16 protein-coding genes are annotated in these 19,151 nt (G+C 49.7%); 9 read left to right on the forward strand and 7 right to left on the reverse strand.

The genetic code is table 11. From position 1 onward, the window contains the following. Positions 1-4 precede the first annotated feature (4 nt). The 7 genes from ICL55_RS27785 to ICL55_RS27815 all read left to right on the forward strand — a co-directional run bounded on the left by ICL55_RS27785 (position 5) and on the right by ICL55_RS27815 (position 6,434). Positions 5-1,075 (forward strand): ferritin-like domain-containing protein, encoded by a 1,071-nt coding sequence (locus tag ICL55_RS27785; RefSeq protein ID WP_188103776.1) that lies wholly within the window; start codon positions 5-7, stop codon positions 1,073-1,075. A 177-nt stretch (positions 1,076-1,252) separates the two neighbouring features. Continuing rightward, complete coding sequence (locus tag ICL55_RS27790; protein WP_223151626.1) at positions 1,253-1,582, forward strand: S-adenosylmethionine decarboxylase family protein; 330 nt, start codon at positions 1,253-1,255, stop codon at positions 1,580-1,582. 15 nt (positions 1,583-1,597) lie between these two features. Next, positions 1,598-2,863 carry a DUF4178 domain-containing protein gene (locus ICL55_RS27795; protein ID WP_188103780.1) on the forward strand — a complete coding sequence of 422 codons (1,266 nt, stop codon included), beginning with the start codon at positions 1,598-1,600 and terminating at the stop codon, positions 2,861-2,863. 11 nt (positions 2,864-2,874) lie between these two features. After that, positions 2,875-3,081 carry a hypothetical protein gene (locus ICL55_RS27800; RefSeq protein WP_188103782.1) on the forward strand — a complete coding sequence of 69 codons (207 nt, stop codon included), beginning with the start codon at positions 2,875-2,877 and terminating at the stop codon, positions 3,079-3,081. A gap of 10 nt (positions 3,082-3,091) precedes the next feature. After that, positions 3,092-3,307, forward strand: a complete 216-nt coding sequence (locus ICL55_RS27805; protein WP_188103784.1) for a DUF350 domain-containing protein — start codon at positions 3,092-3,094, stop codon at positions 3,305-3,307. A gap of 15 nt (positions 3,308-3,322) precedes the next feature. Then, positions 3,323-4,822, forward strand: a complete 1,500-nt coding sequence (locus tag ICL55_RS27810; protein ID WP_343067891.1) for a polyamine aminopropyltransferase — start codon at positions 3,323-3,325, stop codon at positions 4,820-4,822. Further along, positions 4,797-6,434 carry an FAD-dependent oxidoreductase gene (locus ICL55_RS27815; RefSeq protein ID WP_188103786.1) on the forward strand — a complete coding sequence of 546 codons (1,638 nt, stop codon included), beginning with the start codon at positions 4,797-4,799 and terminating at the stop codon, positions 6,432-6,434. Before ICL55_RS27810 ends, ICL55_RS27815 begins: the two co-directional genes overlap by 26 nt. Before the next feature lie 72 nt (positions 6,435-6,506). On the opposite strand, the gene ICL55_RS27820 is transcribed toward ICL55_RS27815, so the two are convergent. The 4 genes from ICL55_RS27820 to ICL55_RS27835 all read right to left on the reverse strand — a co-directional run bounded on the left by ICL55_RS27820 (position 6,507) and on the right by ICL55_RS27835 (position 12,821). Then, complete coding sequence (locus tag ICL55_RS27820) at positions 6,507-7,937, reverse strand: TolC family protein (RefSeq protein WP_188103788.1); 1,431 nt, start codon at positions 7,935-7,937, stop codon at positions 6,507-6,509. A 4-nt stretch (positions 7,938-7,941) separates the two neighbouring features. Continuing rightward, on the reverse strand, positions 7,942-11,133 hold the full coding sequence (locus ICL55_RS27825; protein WP_188103790.1) for an efflux RND transporter permease subunit: 3,192 nt from the start codon (positions 11,131-11,133) through the stop codon (positions 7,942-7,944). A 29-nt stretch (positions 11,134-11,162) separates the two neighbouring features. Then, positions 11,163-12,248, reverse strand: coding sequence for an efflux RND transporter periplasmic adaptor subunit (locus ICL55_RS27830; protein ID WP_188103792.1), 1,086 nt, complete (start codon positions 12,246-12,248; stop codon positions 11,163-11,165). 165 nt (positions 12,249-12,413) lie between these two features. Beyond that, positions 12,414-12,821 (reverse strand): hypothetical protein, encoded by a 408-nt coding sequence (locus ICL55_RS27835; RefSeq protein ID WP_188103794.1) that lies wholly within the window; start codon positions 12,819-12,821, stop codon positions 12,414-12,416. A 163-nt stretch (positions 12,822-12,984) separates the two neighbouring features. Here ICL55_RS27835 and ICL55_RS27840 point away from each other — a divergent pair, with 163 nt between their 5' ends. Further along, the gene (locus tag ICL55_RS27840) at positions 12,985-13,506 is read left to right on the forward strand and encodes a hypothetical protein (protein WP_188103796.1); all 522 of its coding nucleotides are present in this window, start codon (positions 12,985-12,987) and stop codon (positions 13,504-13,506) included. A gap of 23 nt (positions 13,507-13,529) precedes the next feature. Further along, the gene (locus ICL55_RS27845) at positions 13,530-13,859 is read left to right on the forward strand and encodes a hypothetical protein (protein ID WP_188103798.1); all 330 of its coding nucleotides are present in this window, start codon (positions 13,530-13,532) and stop codon (positions 13,857-13,859) included. 2 nt (positions 13,860-13,861) lie between these two features. Here ICL55_RS27845 and ICL55_RS27850 read toward each other — a convergent pair whose 3' ends face one another. The 3 genes from ICL55_RS27850 to ICL55_RS27860 all read right to left on the reverse strand — a co-directional run bounded on the left by ICL55_RS27850 (position 13,862) and on the right by ICL55_RS27860 (position 19,150). Continuing rightward, complete coding sequence (locus ICL55_RS27850) at positions 13,862-14,515, reverse strand: DUF6624 domain-containing protein (RefSeq protein WP_188103800.1); 654 nt, start codon at positions 14,513-14,515, stop codon at positions 13,862-13,864. 46 nt (positions 14,516-14,561) lie between these two features. After that, positions 14,562-15,899, reverse strand: coding sequence for a serine hydrolase domain-containing protein (locus tag ICL55_RS27855; protein WP_188103803.1), 1,338 nt, complete (start codon positions 15,897-15,899; stop codon positions 14,562-14,564). 119 nt (positions 15,900-16,018) lie between these two features. Next, entirely contained in the window at positions 16,019-19,150 is a 3,132-nt protein-coding gene (locus tag ICL55_RS27860) for a glycosyl hydrolase (protein ID WP_223151627.1), read from the reverse strand. Position 19,151 lies beyond the last annotated feature (1 nt).

Genomic DNA, 19,151 nt, shown 5'->3' on the forward strand with positions numbered 1-19,151 from the left:
CCACATGGAGACCAATCAACTCATTTCAGGCGTCCGTCATCGGTTGATACGAAGCGGAGAGCCTACCCTCACAGAGTTTAACAAGATCACCACCATAGAAGGGCTTCGTTCACACCTGCAGGTGGCGATAGAACTCGAACATTCCACTATTCCGCCTTATCTGTTTGCTTTGTATTCCATCCGGGAAAATACCAACGACACCTCCGCCCGGGCCATCAAAGGGGTGGTCATGGAAGAGATGCTGCACATGATACTGGCCTGTAATATCCTCAATGCAGTCGGCGGGACACCGGCGATATCCCATAAGGAGTTTATTCCGGAGTATCCTACTTATCTTCCTCACAGTAACAAGGCTTTTGAAGTGAATCTGCAGAAGTTCTCCAAACCGGCTATCGAAACATTCCTGAAAATTGAAAAACCCGCCGGAAAGGACGCGCCACCGCAGCCCGATCGTTACGCTTCCATCGGACAGTTTTATGAAGCGATCGTGGACGGACTGAAGAGACTGGGCGCCAAAGGCAATATCTTTACCGGTAAACGTTCCCGGCAAATCAGGCCCGAGCAGTTTTACGGCGGCGGTGGCGGCCTGATAGAAGTATACGATCTGGCCACAGCGGAAGAAGCCATCTCGGAAATAGTAGGACAAGGGGAAGGGATAGACGGTACCATTGAAGACAACAATCACCAGCTTTTCGGCGAAGAGCTGGAGTACGCGCACTATTTCCGTTTTAACGAAATCCACGAAGAGCGCTATTATAAGCCCACAGATACGCCAAAGGGTGGCCCTACCGGTGATAAGTTCCCGGTGGACTGGAACCAGGTGCACAACATAAAGGAGAACATCAAAATGAAAGATTTCAAAAAAGGTACCGAAGAGTGGGATATGATGTACCGGTTCAACAAGTGTTATTGCGATATGCTACGGGTGATACATCAGACCGTAAACGGGGAGCGGGAAAAGCTGGAACAGGCGGTGATGATGATGTACCAGCTGAAGTATCTGGCGCAGGGACTGATGAATGTGCCCATGGGTAATGGTTTATACGCCGCGCCCAGTTTTGAGTATGTCGTATAACAGTTCAGCAATCATAACAGCCTTATCGTGCTGTCTGGGGAGCCATTATCGGCTCCCCTTCTTTTTATCTTGTGGAGATAACCATTTTACGTCGTATAAGGATATTCCGATTTATAGTATTATTTTTCCTGCCGGAATTTTTTATTAACCTATATGGAGTACCAACCAGGGCTACATTTGTTAGCGACATTGTATACCCAGAGAACAGATTTATTATTGGAGAGTAGCAGCTGGCGCGCATTTATTGATACCCAGATAAAACAACATGAACTGACGGAAGTGGGCAATACGGTGCACGATTTCCCGACGGGTGGTTATACTGCGGTGCATTGCCTGACAGAATCACATATTTCCGTACATACGTGGCCGGAGTATGGTTTATGCACCTGTGATGTGTTCCTGTCCAATTTCAGGAAGAACAATGATGCTATTACCACTGCTATGATGGAGGCATTACACCGTTTTTTCGAGGTTACCCGTCATGAATCCCATTGTATCAGAAGATAGAATCCTTATACCTTCATGAGTGTCCAATTTTCCCCTGAGTTAATTTGTCCTTCGTGCCAGCAGTCCCATCATGTATTTGATGCTGAAAAGGCACTGATGTACGTGTGTGGCAACTGCTATGCGGTGATCGAAGTCGGCCCGCGCGCTATTCATTCATCCTATACGCTCCATCGACCCAAAAGAACGCCCTTGTTGCGGACGGGCATGCGCGGCGTATTGAAGGAGCATGCCTATACGATCATTACCGTAGCCGAACGATATGAAACCAATACAGACTACTATTGGTTTGAATACACGCTGATGCGGGACCATGACCGGAAACTGGCCTTCCTGTCTACCTACGACAGTCATTGGAACTTTCTGGAACCATTGTCTGGAGCGGATTTGCCCAAGCCCGCCAGTAATGGCGACGTGACAGGGCTCTCCTGGCAGGGTGGTTTTTTTGAGCGTTTCAGTAAGTACAGAGCAAAGTACAACTATATCGACGGGGAACTGCACTGGCAAAGTAACCTGCGCAAAGGCCTGGATTGTGTGGAATATATTTGTCCTCCGCGATTGCTGGCGGTAGAGACAAATCCGTATGATCAGCGTGAAAAAGATTATTTCGGCGGAACGTATACCTTACCCGAAGAGGTGAGTAATGCGTTCCTGAATGGGGCCGCCATGCCGCCGCGTATAGGGATAGCGCCCGCCCAGCCGGCGAAGGGAATCGACCCGCAGCGTTTTCTGAAAGGCACACTGGTATTCTGTGTGCTAGCCCTGGTCATCCAGATCATGTACGCCTTTAACAGTAAAAAAGTGCCGGTGTTCAATGAACGGATTTATATGGATACCTCTAACGTGAACAAACCTGTTATCTCTCCTTCTTTTAAACTGGAAGGAGGCACTTCCAATATGGAGGTACAGCTGGAAACAGACGTGGACAACAGCTGGTGCGAAGTGGAAGTTAATCTGGTAAACGAGCAGTCCGGAAAAGAAACGGCCTTTGTGATAGGGGCGGAGTACTATAGCGGCGTTTCCGATGGAGAGCGCTGGAGTGAGGGGGACCGTATGCAGAAGGAATTTGTGTGCAGTGTACCTGCCGGCACTTATCATTTCGTGACCACCTTCAGTAAAGATACGAATGGGCCCCCTGTGAGCATAGGCCTTACCGCCTGGTGGGATGTGCCTTCCCTGTGGAATGCAGTCCTGCTGTCTATTGTGATGGCGCTTGTCGCCATTGTTATCTGGGCTATCCGCCGGTCATTTGAATCCCGTCGATGGGAAGGCAGTAACCTCTAATCTCGTAACGTATGAACATCATTATAAAAAAAATCGGGGAGTTGTGGCAGACAGACAAGTGGCTGATCTGCGTATTTACTTTATTCCTTGTCACGCTGTTGCTGAGTAACCATTATGGTTACCGGATTTGCAACTGTACCAGCACCGAGAAATGGGAGCCGGGCGGAAGCCGTAACAGCCGGTCACATGGCGGTATTAATCGTTTTCATCATAAATAACATCCTTTTTATGGAAGTATTGCAGTTTAAGTATATCCTGGCATCTATCGTTTATTCCCTGCTGGGAGTGGTCATCCTGGTGGTAGCTTTCTGGTTGGTAGACCGGATCACGCCGGAGAATGCCTGGAAAGAAATTGTACAGAACAAAAATGTAGCGTTGGCAATTGTGGTAGGGGCTTTCATTATTGCGATGGGCCTTATTATTAGTTCAGCGATTCATGGTTAAATCACAGCAGCGCGCGTGGAGATATTATTACTTTTTTCTGTATTTGTTATTGCTACCTGCGGACTGATTTATGAGCTGGTAGCGGGTACGCTGGCAAGTTATCTATTGGGGGATTCTGTGACACAGTTTTCCACCATTATCGGCGTCTATCTGTTTGCGATGGGGATAGGCGCCTGGTTGTCGCGTTTTTTTAAGAAGGAGTTATTGAGTTGGTTTATCCAGCTGGAAATCCTGGTAGGGTTTGTGGGCGGTATCAGTTCCGCGGCATTGTTCCTGTTGTTCGAACATGCCATGTCTTTCCGGCTGGTATTGTATCTGCTGGTAGGACTTACCGGCACGCTGGTAGGGTTGGAGCTGCCGTTATTGATGAATATTCTCAAGAACCGTTATGAATTCCGCGACCTGGTGTCCCGGGTATTTACCTTTGATTATATTGGCGCTTTGCTGGCGTCGATTGTGTTCCCCTTGTTGCTGGTGCCTTATCTGGGGCTGATCCGCACGTCTTGTTTTTTCGGTATCCTCAATGTATTGGTGGCCATGATTGTGTTGGTTAAGTTCCACCGGGAAATTAAATGGGCAGCATATTTAAAGATCAAAGCGATAGCGGTGATCCTTTTTCTGACAGCTATCTTCATCCGGGCAGATGCCATCATGAGTTTCGCGGAGGGCATGGCTTTCCGCGACCCGGTCATATTTGCGCATACTTCTCCCTATCAGCGGATTGTATTGACCAGCGGGAAAACAGATCTCCGGTTATATCTTAACGGCAACCTGCAGTTCAGTTCAGCAGACGAGTACCGTTATCATGAGGCGTTGGTGCATCCGGTGATGATGTACGCCCGCGCTCATCAGCAGGTGCTTATTCTGGGTGGTGGTGATGGCATGGCAGCACGCGAGCTGTTGAAGTACCCTGATGTGGAGCATATCACGCTGGTGGACCTGGACCCTGCCATGACCCGGCTTTTCCGGGGGAATACGTTGCTGACAAAACTAAACGCCCATTCTCTGCAATCGCCCAAACTGTCGGTGGTGAATGCCGATGCCTTTCAGTGGCTCAAAGCAAACAAAGCCCTCTATGATGTGGTGATCATTGATTTTCCGGATCCTGGTAACTATGCTGTAGGCAAGCTATATACTACTGCTTTTTATCGTCAGCTGCGGCGCTCATTGAGCGACAGCAGCGTAGTGGTGGTGCAGTCCACTTCTCCTTATGTGGCCCCCCGGGCGTTCTGGTGCGTAGATACTACGTTACAGACTTGTGGGTATCATACCATCCCTTATCATACCTATGTGCCTTCTTTCGGAGAATGGGGATATGTGATGGCCTCTCCTTCAGCATTGCATCAGCAACAGGATGCTGTGCCGGAAGGGTTGCGTTACTTCGCTGCCGCCGTATTTCCGCAGATGCGGCAGTTTACAGCAGACATGGATAAAAGGACCGTTCGTCCCAATCAATTAAACAACCAGGTATTGGTACAATATTTTGAAGATGAATGGGGAAAATACCAGGAGTAAACCACTGACGAGGAAAGACTTCCTGCGTTATATGGCATTGATCGCCGGGGGAACCATCACCGTGGGGCAGTATACGGCATGTACCAATAAAACAGATAAATACGCTCATATCACCGGTAAAATAAACGGCGCGTCTGCCGCTGTAGGCCACCGTTTGCGGTCGGGTGGATTTCCCACGCCTACCGTTACCGGGCATACGAACACGGTGATCGTTGGCAGCGGCGTGGCCGGGCTGTCCGCCGCGCGGAAGCTGCGGCAGCACAGCATACCCTTCACCATGCTGGAGCTGGAGCCAACAGCCGGTGGTAATGCCGGTTATGGCGAAAATGCCTATTCCGCTTATCCGCTGGGCGCACATTATCTCCCGTTGCCCAATCCGGATAATAAAGCATTATTGGCATTACTGGAAGAAGCAGGTATTCTCACCGGCTATGACCCTGACGGCGTACCGGTATATCATGAAACAGACCTTTGTTTTGATCCGGAGGAGCGATTGTTTATTCACAACAGATGGCAGGAGGGACTGATACCACAACTGGGCATTACGCCCGCTGTGGCGGAGGAGATCCAACGTTTTCTGGCCGAAATGGAACGTTTGCGCCGGGTGAAAGGCGCCGATCAGCGTTTTGCCTTTGATATTCCGGTGGCCAACAGCTCCACGGACCCGCTGTTTACAGCGCTCGATCACATCAGCATGAAAACATGGTTGCACCAACAGGGGTATCATAGTGAGGAGTTGAACTGGTACCTGGATTATTGTTGTCGTGATGACTATGGCGCAGATGCCGGCGCTATCAGTGCCTGGGCGGGCATTCACTATTTTGCCGGTCGCAAGGGCAGGGCCGCTAATGCAGATGCGTCGCAGGTACTGACCTGGCCACAGGGCAATGGCCGGTTGACGCAACATCTGCTGCAATTCAGCAAGGATGCGCTGTTGACCAACAGCCTGGTGTACCAGGTATCCCGCGTGGGGGAAAAGGTGCAGGTGGATTATTATGACGTAAAAGAACATATTACCAAAGGCATCATCGCTGATCATTGTATCATGGCTACTCCCCAGTTCATTACCCATCGGTTATTGCCGGCAATGACGCACGCCACTGCTTTCGTATATTCACCATGGGTAGTTGCCAATGTGACGCTGGACGAGGTCCCCGCGTCGAGCGGGTATCCGCTCAGCTGGGACAACGTAGTATATAAAGGACGTTCGCTCGGGTATGTCAATGCCCAGCAACAAACGCTTTCAGCGACTGCTCCCCCAAAGCAGGTCATTACCTGGTATCTGCCGCTGGACCACCTGGGTGCTGTTGCCTCCCGCAAATACGCGCTGGCATTGGACCACGCCCATTGGGTGAAGTTGATTGCTGATGATTTGGAAACGGCCCACAAAGATATACACCGATTGATCCGGCAGATAGATGTACAGGTATGGGGGCATGGCATGGTAAGGCCATATCCTGGTTTTATCAGCAGTGAAGAACTGAAGAGAGCCCGTGAGCATCCGTATCCGAATGTTTTTCCGGCCCACTCGGATTTGAGCGGGATCTCCATTTTTGAAGAAGCTTTTTATCATGGCAACAGGGCCGCGGATGAAGTGATAGCGCGTAGCTGAGCATATTGATCGATATAAAAAATGCCCCGGAATTTTCCGGGGCATTTTTTTGATGTTGCAGGTCAGGGCTGATTAGTTCCAGCCACCGCCGAGTGCCCGGTAGATATTTACCATAGCATTCAGTTGTTGCTTTTTGGTTTCGATCAGTTCAAATTTTGATTCCAGCGCATCGCGTTGTGTCAGGAGCACTTCCATATAATCTGCGCGGGCAAACTTGAACAGGTCGGTGGAAATGTTGATGGACTGCGTGAGCGCTTCCACCTGCTTTGATTTCAGATCGTAGCTTTTTTCCAGGTTGTTGATCTTCGCCAGCTGGTTGGCCACTTCCACGTAAGCGTTTAAGATGGTACGTTCATAATTGTATACCGCTTGCAGCTGTTTGGCATTGGCGCTGTAGTAAGTGGCTTTTATCGCGTTTCTGTTGACCAGCGGCGCCACGAGTTCTCCGGCCACGGAGTACAGCATGGATTCCGGTGTTCGCAGCAGGTAGCCCGGATTAAAGGCATTGTAGCCGAACGACGCTGAGATGCCCAGTGAAGGATAGAACTGTGCTTTGGCCACTTTGATGTCCAGCTGTGCGGCTGCGAGGCCCAGTTCCGCCTGTTTGATATCGGGGCGGTTGGCCAGCAGTTGCGACGGGAGGCCGGCATGAATAGAAGCGGGTACCAGTTCATCGAAATGTTGGCCATCTCTTGGAACCGGCTGCGGATAGCGCGCCAGCAGGAAGTTGATCCTGTTTTCCGTTTCGGTGATCTGCTGTTGTATGTCGTATTGCAGGCTTTGTGTTTTCAGCACTTCAGCTTCAAATTTACGTACAGCCAGTTCCGTTACCCGGGTGGCTTCTTTTTCCAGCTTCACGATGTCGAGGGCGTTCTGCTGGATGGCCATGTTCTTTTTCACGATCTCCAGCTGATTGTCGAGTGCCAGCAGTTCGTAGTAGGAGTTAGCTACTTCGGCCACCAGATTGGTGATCACGAAGTTCCTGCCTTCTACGGTGGAGAGGTAACGGGCCACGGCCGCTTTTTTAGCGTTGTGCAGTTTATGCCAGATGTCTACTTCCCAATTGGCGTATACCCCTAACAGGTAGTCCGGCAGCGGGTCGGGCATTTCCTTGCCAGGCTTGATTTCTGTGCTCTCTTCCAGTGCGCCGATATTGGTGTAGCGACCTGCTTTATCGAGGCCGGCGCCTGCCCTCAGGCCTACGCTGGGCAGGTATTCCCCTTTTCTGGCCCTTACTTCATTACGGGAGATCTCTATCTCCTGCAAGGTGATATTCAGTTCCTGATTATTTTTCAATGCTGTGTCTATCAGGGCCACCAGATGGGGGTCGGTGAAATACTCTTTCCACTTCACCTGCGCGGTATTCACACTGTCCTGTACGTTGTTGTAGCTGTCGGGGACATGTTTGTCGACTGTTTTTCCCGTCAGCTTCGGCACCTTACAGGCCGCATAGGTGAGGGAAAAGCAGATGAGTCCTATATATTGATATTTTCTTCCTGGCATATGATCAGTTTCTTGAGTTAAAGCTGTCTTCTTCCATGATGAGAATCTTACGTTCGGTCAGCGGTTTCTCATCTTCATCTTTGATCAGCTTGCGTTTAGCGGCGATGCTGCCGAATATGTAATACAATCCCGGGATGAGGATTACCCCGAAGAGGGTGCCTATCAACATGCCGCCCAGGGAGGAGGCGCCGATGGTACGGTTGCCGATGGCGCCCGGACCGGTGGCGAAGATGAGCGGTACCAGACCGGCAATAAACGCCAGGGAGGTCATCAGGATCGGGCGGAAACGTGTTTTGGCGCCTTCAATGGCGGCATCGAATACGGAAACGCCTGAACGGTGTTTTTGCGCCGCGAACTCCACGATCAGCACCGCGTTTTTGCCCAGCAGGCCCACCAGCATGATCAGTCCCACCTGTGCGTAGATATCGTTGGACAGTCCCATTACTTTGATCAGCAGGAAGGAACCGAACACACCGGCCGGCAGGGAGAGGACTACCGCCAGCGGCAGTACGAAACTTTCATACTGGGCAGCCAGGATGAGGTATACGAAGAACAGTACGATCAGGAAGATGTACAGCGCTTCGTTGCCACGACCGGCTTCATCTTTGGAGAGACCTTCCCAGTCGATGCCATAACCATGCGGCAGTGTTTTAGCGGCCACCTCCTGGATGATTTTGATGGCTTCGCCGCTGCTATAGCCGGCAGCGGGCTCCCCACGGATAGCGGAAGAGTTGTACATATTGTACCGGGTGATCTCATTGAGGCCGTGTGTTTTTTTGATGCTCATAAAAGCAGAGTAGGGCACCATTTCATCACGGTTGTTTTTTACGTAGAGGTTCATCAGGTCGTCCGGCAGTCTGCGGTATTCCGGTGCAGCCTGCACGTATACCTTGAGGAAGTTGCCGAAGCGGATAAAGCCCAGTTCATAGGTACTACCGATGAGGATGGAGAGGTTGTCCATGGCTTTACCGATGGAAACGCCTTTCTGCATGGCGGCCTGGTTATCTATCTGCAGTTCGTACTGCGGGTAGTTGGCGCTGTAGAAGGTGAAAAGGCCGGTCAGTTCCTTGCGTTGCTTCAGCGCGGCCATAAATTCATCGTTGACTTTCTCCATCTCTTTATAATCATCGCTGTTGGTTTTATCCAGCAGACGGAGGGAGAAGCCACCCGCCGCGCCATAGCCTGGTACTGCCGGGGGACCGAAGAACTCGATGGTGGCGCCGGGTATTTCCTTACATTTCTCTTCCAGTTCGTTGATGATTTGTGTAACGGAGTGTTTACGTTCCGACCAGCCTTTGAGGTTGATCAGACAGGTACCGGCGTTGGAGCCGCGGCCTTCCGTCAGTACTTCATAGCCTGCCAGTGCGGATACGGACTGGATACCTTCCACATGTTCGGCGATTTCCTGTACTTTCTTAGCCAGATCGTTGGTACGTTCCAGTGTGGACCCGGGAGGTGTTTGGATGATAGCGTAGATCATGCCCTGGTCTTCGCTGGGGATGAAGCCGGAAGGCAGTACCGTGCTGACACCGAAGATACCCACGCCGAAAGCGATCAGCAGGCCAAAGGTGACTACCCGGCGGCTGACGATTTTTTCCATCAGGCGGGTGTACCGGCCGGTGAGTTTTTCAAATCCTCTGTTGAAAGCGTCCAGGCCATACTGGATAGGCGTTTTTTTCTTAGGCTGGCCATGTGTGTTTTTCAGCAGGATGGCGCAGAGTACAGGCGTGAGCGTGAGGGCCACCACGCCGGAGAGCACGATGGAAGTAGCCATGGTGATAGCGAACTGCCGGTAGAAGATACCCACGGGGCCGGGCATGAACGACACCGGAATAAATACCGCCGCCATCACAAACGTAATCGCCACGATAGCGCCGCTGATTTCATGCAACACCTTTTTGGTGGCGGCATATGGAGCAAGGTGTTCCTCTTCCATTTTCGCATGCACGGCTTCAATTACCACGATGGCGTTGTCCACCACGATACCGATGGCCAGCACCAATGCAAACAGGGTGATGAGGTTGATGGTGAGTCCGAACACCTGCATAAAGAAGAAGGCGCCTACCAGTGATACCGGTACTGCCAGGGTGGGAATGAGCGTAGAGCGCCAGTCGCCCAAAAACAGGAATACCACGATAGCCACCAGCACAAAGGCTTCGCCGAGGGTGTGGATTACTTTTTCGATAGAGGCATCGAGGAAGGTAGATACGTCGTAGCTGATTTCATAGTCCATACCGGGTGGGAAATCGGCTTTCATCTCATCCAGTTTCGCTTTTACTTCTTTGATGACATCGCTGGCGTTACTGCCGTAGGTTTGTTTCAGGACAATGGCCGCAGAGGGGTGGTTGTTCAGGTTGGAATAGATATCATAAAATTCGCTGCCCAGTTCCACGTCTGCGACGTCTTTCAGACGGAGGATTTCACCGTTCGCATTGGCCCGGATGATCACGTCCTTGTATTGTTCCGGCTGATTATATCTTCCCTGGTAGGTGAGCACGTATTCGAGGGCTTCCGAACGTTTACCGTCGCTTCGGCCGAGGCGGCCGGGGGAGCCGATGATACTCTGACTGCCCAGCGCTTCCATCACTTCATCGGTAGAAACGTTGTAGGCGCGCATCCTGTCGGGTTTCAGCCAGATACGCATAGCATATTGGCGGCTACCGAGGATCTGCGCGTTACCGATACCTTTCACCCTGCTCAGCTCACGGAGGATGTTCACGTTGGCGTAGTTGTACAGGAAGTTCTCGTCCGCTTTGGGATCTTTGCTGTATACGTTTACATACATCAGCATGTTGGGCTGAAGGATGTTTACCACGATCCCTTCGCGTTGTACCAGTTCAGGCAGACGGTTGGTCACCTGTTCGATACGGTTTTTTACGTTTACCACGGCCTGATTGGGGTCGGTGCCCAGATCAAAGACCACTTGTATGTTGGCCTCACCGGCGCTGGTGGCGTCGGAGGTCATGTACTTCATGCCCGGAACGCCGTTGACCGACTTTTCCAGCGGGATGAGCACGGATTTTACCAGCACGTCTGCGCTGGCCCCCGGATAGGCTACGCTCACGATCACCCTTGGCGGCGCAATGGATGGGAACTGTGAGGTAGGCAGGGTATTGATGGCCAGTATGCCCATGAAGATAATGACAAGGGATATCACTATCGCAAAGACAGGCCTTTTCATGAATATATTAAACATGTCGCTTTTTCTTTAGGTGGATGCTTGCGTTATTCCGTTGGTAACTTCAGGTGGGACATCACCTTGGCCGGTTCTTCATAGTCGAAGGCGATTTTGTCTTTGTCTTTCACCTTCCGTAAACCTTCCAGCAGTATTTTATCGTTTTCGGCCAGTCCTTCCTGTACTACATACAGATCGGGCATCTCCGCACCGATGGTGATGGCTTTTAAAGTGACGATATTGTCTTTCCCTACTACGAAAACGTATTTTTTATCCATGATTTCCATGGTCGCTTTCTGCGGAATGATCAGGGCATTTTTCAGGGGTACGTCCATGAGGATGCTGCCTGTTTCCCCGTGTCTGAGCAGTTTATCGGGGTTAGGGAAATTGGCCCTGAAAGCGATGTTACCCGTTTCGTTGTTAAACTCGCCTTCGATGGTTTCCACTACGCCGGGATATTTGAACACTTGTTTGTTGGCCATCAGCAGGTTCACTTTCACCTCTCCTTTTGCTTTCAGGCTGGCCTGATAGTCGAGGTATTCCGGTTCAGACACATTAAAATACACCCACATGCGGCTGTTGTCTGAGAGGGTGGTGAGCAGGTCGCCATCACCTACGAGGCTGCCGAGTTTCAGATGGAGGCGGTCTACGATGCCATCGAACGGAGCTCTGATCTCTGTAAATCCGAGGTGTACTTTAGCCAGTGCCAGTTCTGCTTTTGCCTTTTGTAGCTTAGCGTTGGCCAGCGCCAGTTCATTTTTGGAGACTACGTTTTTGTCGGCGAGGCTTTTGGTGTTTTGTACCTCAATTTCTGCCGCCTGTGCTTCCGCTTCGGATTTTGCCAGTTCTGCTTCATAGAGTTTAGGCATGATCTTAAACAGGAGCTGGCCAGACTTTACCATCTGGCCTTCATCTACGTTGATGCCCTGCAGGTAGCCTTTTTCCTGGGCCCTTAGTTCAATGTTGCGTATGGAGCGTATCTGGCAGACATATTCCCGGGTAATGGTGGTATCCATTTTCATAGGACTGGTCACCAGGAATTTGGTAGCTTCTTCTTTTTCTTCTCCTTTGGACGATTTGCAGCTTGTATGGCACAATAAGGCATACAGGCCCATGAGCATGACGATTCTTTTCATATAAAATGATGCTTGGATTCAGGTCGGTGTGAACATTCTTAACGCAGGGACATGACAATCCCGATGCCATAGCGGGTATGCTATGCAGACAACCTGGTCAGATGTTTTTTATCAGTATGTAAAAGTGAAATGAGGCGATGTTATTCGCCTGCTATAGCGCAGGAATCAAATCCTGATGACGCGATTGACAATAAACTTTTCAGCAGCCGTACAGGAAAAGTGAGAGAAGCTGGGTCGGTGGTTGCTGAAGAGGATGGGAAAAATACATCCGGGCTGAAGGGCATAAAAGGAAGTAATACGGCAGATGCCGGTCTCCAGCAGTTTCCTGAAGGATTCCGAATCGCTTTCTTCCTCGATTTCCGTTGCTTTCATCTTGTCGCCTATGCTTCCTTTATCGGAGGGAGCTGCACAGACAACAGCATCGCTGTTGGGCATAGTAACCAATTCCGCCAGGGCCGGGTTTTCGGTGGTCAGTTGGCAGGATGGATCTAAACGAAGTTCGTCCGCATGTGCATAGCTTCCTAATAAAAGAAGACATAATGACAAGAGATATCCTATAAATAGTCTCATCATTAGAACTCAAAAATAGTATCAAAACAATTAAGTAGGTATAGTTTGAAAATTAAATTTACTTTAAAATCCGTGAAAGCAGGATGGATGGCCATTAGGCGGGAATGACGGGAAAAAGTGTAACTTAGATCGGTAGCGATCTTTCCCATTTAAAGTTAACGACCATATGAAAAAACCGATTCAATGGGCCCTTGTGTTACTGTTCATCAGTCTGGCCGCCTGTAAACCCAAAAGAGCCATCCAACTCAGAGAGGCCATTGTGCAGAAAGAACGGACAGCGCTTCATATCCTCGTCGGTAAACAAGGCGCCGAAGAGCAGAAGCTGCAATGCCTGATAAAGGGCGACTACCCCGGCGCGCTGGCAGCACTGGACAGAGAAGAAAAGGATTTCGACCGCCTTATCGACAGCATCAAACTATTACCGGCTGACGGCATTAAACAGGGTGAGCCATTGAAGGCCGCTGCTGTGGACTATTACACCGCTCTGAAAGAACTGCAGCTTTTTGACCGGCAGGAGGTGACACAACGGGAAATTGCCCATCACCTGAAAGGCGACGAGGCGATGGCGGCACATCAAAAGATATATGAGCTGGATTTACAGAAACAGGAGTTATATAAAAAGGTGTATGGAAAAGATACTACGTTGCAGCGGGCCAAAGAGCAGTTTAACGCTGAACATGGGATATAACTAACTGTCAGTATATTTAGCCTATGGATGCAAAAAATGTTTTTATCGCCGGTGAACGATATATAGGTCGTATCAATTGGGTACTGACAGATGGAAGCGAATGGTATTATGTAGGCGTGGGAGATGATTATAATGAAGAGAAAGTGGAAGCCTTTCTTCAGCGTCATTTTGGAGAGGCGGAACTTTTTCTGATTATAGACAGGCATCGGGTGGAAACATGCCCGGCCGCTACTGCTGCCCGGGTGATAAAAACGCTTTTCGCAAGTAATGGTCTCACCGTTAGTAACCGGGACTTTACCAAAATGATGGTGTTTAATAAAATTGGTGTGATGAAATATGGAAGCAGGATATGATCTTAATATAAATCCGGTTTCATCACCCCCATTTCCTGATAATGTTTCTTATTCATCTCATAGTGCATCTCCGTCACCTGGTTCAGGTAATCCTTCAGCGGAGGTAAGGTATATTCCTTTCTGATCTTATCCACATTTGCGGAATCGAGCAGTCCGTTTCTGGGAAATGCTTTTCCGGTAGTGGTGACCTGATAGGCGATTTGTGTACCGAACAACTGCTTCCTGCCGGCATTGATCTGCACCCGGTCAAACAGATACGCATAATTATTGGGGTTGGCATTCTGCTTTTTAACTTCTTTGTTCATCGCTTTCAGCACCTTGGTTTGAAACTCCGGGAACTTATCACAATGTTGTACCAACAGCCAGAAATTAGTGGACCCGTCTTTCCCGACCATATTGAAGCCAGGGAACCCATATTGTTTAAAGATCGCTGCCAGTCTTTGCTGATGGATGGCATACACACTGTCTTTAAAATGGTTCCATTGCCCGGTTGTATAGTCTTTATAGGGGCCTTTTTTGATATCAGCCGCGATCTGGTCCTCTTTTACCATGTCAGCCAATTCATTTTTTATCGCCGTTTTTTTATCATCTGTGAGTCTTACAGCGCAGCTGCTCCATATCATTGTGATGGTCAACAGGGATATAACTTTCATCATGTTGGTTGATATTAGGGTAGCTGAAGATACAGGAAATAACGGAAGTCTAACGGATTTTTACATATGGAAATACCTGTTTACCGTTGTGGGCTACAAAGCCGGATATGCCACCTTTCTCATTTCGGGTATACTCAATCTGACTGTTATAAGATTTAAAAAAGAACCAGTCCTTTTTTTCTGCAAACACCTGTTCGGGTGCAAAATTGGTCCACGTGATGTACAGATTACCTTCCCGCACCGTGACAGACGCCTTAAACTCCGGTTTGCCGGTAAGCTGGTATTCGCCGATATACGCGGAAAGGCTGTCGGCCGGAACTGCCATACTTTTTCGGGGTATGTAGTAATTGGGATCGTGTTGGATGATACGATGAAGGCTCAACGCATAGTCTTCAAATCCGAGCATTTCGTTACGCAGCAAAATAATGCAGGCATGGTCCTGAGGGATGCGTTTGAAATGTGCCTGAAAGCCCCAGATGCCGCCATTGTGGGCCATAAACTTCATGCCGGGTGGTTGTTCTATATACCAGCCATAGCCATAGGTACCCTTGTAAGGGGTGAATGCTTCCTCCAATGAAGCCTGACTGATGATCTTATTTCCATATAAGGCGAGATTCCACCGGTATAGATCTCCTGCCGTGGTATAGATAGCCCCGGCAGCATAAGTAGCGCTTGAATCGGCGATGCGTGCCCGCTGGTGGATGGATTCATTGAGCACTTCATATCCTACGGACTTATACGGACTGGATAAGTGAGCATAATCAAAGCCGGAATGAGTCATGCCTGCTTTATCGAAAATAACTTCCCGTACCATCTGTTCATAGGGTTTACCGGAAACTTTTTCGATGATATACCCTAATATCATATAGTTGGAATTACTATAGCTGTACATGGAGTCGGGTGGGAATTCCAGCGGCTTAGCAGCTATATAATGCCAGAAATCCTGTTGATGGAACGGTTTGTCTGCCAGATCAGCCAGGTAGTGCGGGTCGGTGAAATTGTAAATACCGGAGGTATGTGTCAGTAAGTTTTTGATGGTGATCCTATCTGCATACTGGTATTCCGGGAAATACCTACTCAGTTTATCATGGATGTTTAACTGATGCTGTTCCTGCAACCATAGGATTACCGTGGCAGTGAAGGGTTTGGTAACGGAGCCGATCTGGAATATGGAGTTGGTATCGTGGGGGATTTGTTGTTCGTAATTCCGCCAGCCATATCCTTTAAATAACAGGATGCTGTCGTGGCGGGCAACAAGGGCTACGCCATTGAAAATGTGGGTGTCTGTGGCGGCCTGCATCACTTCGTTCAGTCTCTCACTATCGGTTTGCGCCTTTAAACAACTAGCAATCAATGAAACAACTAAGATGAGTATAGTTCTTTTCATGATGAGGATATTAAACCGGGAAGGAAATGGCTATCCTTATAAAGATAAAACAGGGTCGGGACAGATGGAAGTCAGTTGACGTTAAATAAAATATAAAAAGGAATACAGGTCATCCGCTATTAGCGGACAACCTGTATCTCATAATCTTCAGCCAGGCCATAATCATACAGATCATACTCGCTTCCTGACGGTTGTGTTTTGATGTTATACCATTTGCCAGGGTCTACCAGTCCGGGAACAGGTTTGTTGTAGAAGGGACCCAGCAGGTTTTTCAGGCTACCGATCACGGTGACGACTACTTTGTTGTCTCCTTTTTTTACGAGTTTCCCGATGTCCAGCCGGTTGGGCTCAGCGGTGATGATACCGGCCAATACATCATTGACTGTTACGGTGGCTACGGTGCCCTGCCATTTGCCCAGGGCTACAGCGTATGACTTGCCCGGGTCCGTTGCGGTGAAAGTTTTCGTGTAGGCGATGCCCTGACTGTATAACGGCAAGCCCTGTTTGTTCCAGTAGCCGGTTTGTAAGGGCTGCGGTGGCACTATGCGCCAGCCCTGCGCGGCCGCCTCCAGATGGAAATCGCCCAGAATATACACCGGTTCTATCTCTGCATACACACGCATCGGCGCTACAGTGACGGCCAGTTCGTTGTCTCCGGCTTTTAAGTGACGGCCAATCTGGTACACACCAAAGGAACGGTCGAGCCACCATTGACCGGGTTCGTTCTTAACGGCTATACCGTTAATTTTCACCTCGTGCCAGAGGCCCGGCTGCTCTACGACTGCCTTGAAATGCTGAAAGTCCATGCCTTCTTTCAGCTGAAAATGATAAACAGCCGTGTAGCCGGTACCGGTAGAGAACGTGTCCCGTTTTACGATGGCGTCTTTAAACTGGGTGCGGTTGTTCCAGGGGTTACCCACACCATCGGTAAACCCATGATGTTTAAAAGCTGTATTGGAGGCCTGGCCTACATGCAGGTGACGGTAGCTGGTATCCGGCCGGTGTAGGTAGAGATCACAAAAATCAACGGTGAGGGCATTGTCTGCCTGCCGGGATACCTTTGTGGCCGAAGCATTCACGGTGGCCCATTCGCTGGCCTGTGGCCTAAACTGATATCCCGGTTGTTTTTTATCTGCGACAAACAACATCAGACTGCCGGCAGGCGGAATGGTTACACCAAACTGCACGGTGTTATTGATTTGTGCGGCAGGGTAGCGGTAGATATTACCGGAAGGCATGTCCAGCTCCAGTACATCGTTGCCGGGCATGCTGATTTTCCCGGAGGAAGCGTTGGTCATGCTGGCATTGGTCAGCAGCAACAATTCGCCATTGGCGAGTTTACGGCGCTGGTGATAGATATTGCCACCGATACTGTCGCCCTGCGCGGCGGATATATGAAAACCTTCCTGTTGAAATAAAGCTGTGCTCACGGCCTGTATTTTATCTGCCGGTATGATAGTGGCCAATTCCTGATTAACCGCGCCATCTACGCATCGCAATGGCTCAAAGCAGACTACCTTGCCGCCGGCGGCCACATATGTTTTGAGTAAGCGGAAAGTGGTGCCATTGATGTTTTCCATGCCAGGTGGTATCACGACCACTTTGTAGGCCCGCTCTCCGATCACAAAACGGTTGCCCGTTATGTGGCCATGGTCTTTGATGATGTTTTCAGAGCCCAGATCATACTCCAGCTGCGCGCGTTGCATCGTGGTCACAAAATCATTAAAGCTTTTGGTGATATCAAAGAAACGTTTGTTCTCACCGTCTCTGGCGTAATACATCCAGGCGGACGTAGTAGGCTCAATGATCAGGATATCATTATACTGCTGCCCTTGTGTCAACAGATAAGACAGCCGTGTGAAGTAATGGTTCATGAAACGGTAGTACGGCCACCATGGCTCGTGATAGGAGAAACTAGGCGGATAGTCATATTTACGTGCACCCGTCAACGTCATGAAGGACAAATGCTGGTTCATGAAATTAACGCCCAATACAAACTGCCAGTCGGCCAGCCGTTTCATATCCTTAAAGGTGAGCTCCCAACCGCCACCGCCATAGGTTTCAGACAGGGCACGTGTTTTATTCAGCTGATTAGCGACACTGCTCAGTTCCTTCACCGCGCGGATATTGCCAAACTGCACAGGTTTATCTTCGTTGAATTGATTGAACAGCATATCAATGCCCGGCATCTGATGCCAGGCGTACATGGCCATGTTGTCCGGGCCGTGGTAGGGACTGGGCCAGCCATGTTCCCAGTAGTGGCCAGTCCACACGAGCTGGTGCTGCTGCATGTAACTGGCTACAGGTTTGGACCACCGGTCAATGAACAGCTGTAGCAGCATCTCGTAGTAGTTATGGCGGACACGCTTCCAGTCACCCGTTTCTTTGAAGAGAGAAGGTAAATGCAGCCGGAGGTCATACCCCCAGTTGGCGTAAAACCGGTCGAACAGGTCAGGCGTCCAGCGTACACAGTTACGTCCTTCGTTGATGATGGTAGGTTCATCGGAGAACACGCCCCTGATGGTTTTGCCGAATTCTTTACCGATTACTTTCTCATAACTTTTGTAGGTGACGTCGATGAATTTCTCCGTGACGCCTTTGGCCATCAGGTCTACATAGGACACGCCGATAGGACCGGCGACAGATCCGCGGTTGGACCGCTGATAGTTTACTTTCCTGAATAACTGATAATGACCGGTCTTTCCTGCTTCTTCAGGTAGGTGATCGGTGACGTCTCTGGAGACACCGTTTTCTTCTTTAAGACACAGAAAGAAGGGAGTCACGTCAACGGGTAAACGATTGACTTCTTCCATATACAGCATCTGTCCCTGATTGTAGGCTTCCGGCATTTGCTCGCCTACCAGTCCGCCGGCAAAGCCGGTAGGGTAGGAGTTTTCGTCGTATATCCATATATTCAGTCCCAGTTTTTTCCCTTGCTGTACGGAATACTCAAATAAGTCGAACCACTCTTTCGACAGGTATTCGGTAATTAATCCCGGGCGGGCGTGAATGATAATACCGCCGAAATCATTTTTCCGGTAATCAAGCAACATGGAATCGATGTTGCGTTTGGTGACTTTGGTGTTCCATACCCAGAAGGGTACTGTTCCATAATCGCGGCCAGGATTTTTGAATTCGGCGGCCACTTCTTCAAACCGTGGTAACCTTTGCTGTGCCTGTGTATTGGCGGATGTCAATACAGTCGCGGCGGTCAATGTACGGTATAAGAACCGGCAGATGCGCTTTTGCATG

This window comes from Chitinophaga varians (genome assembly GCF_014529945.1).
Lineage (GTDB): Bacteria > Bacteroidota > Bacteroidia > Chitinophagales > Chitinophagaceae > Chitinophaga > Chitinophaga varians.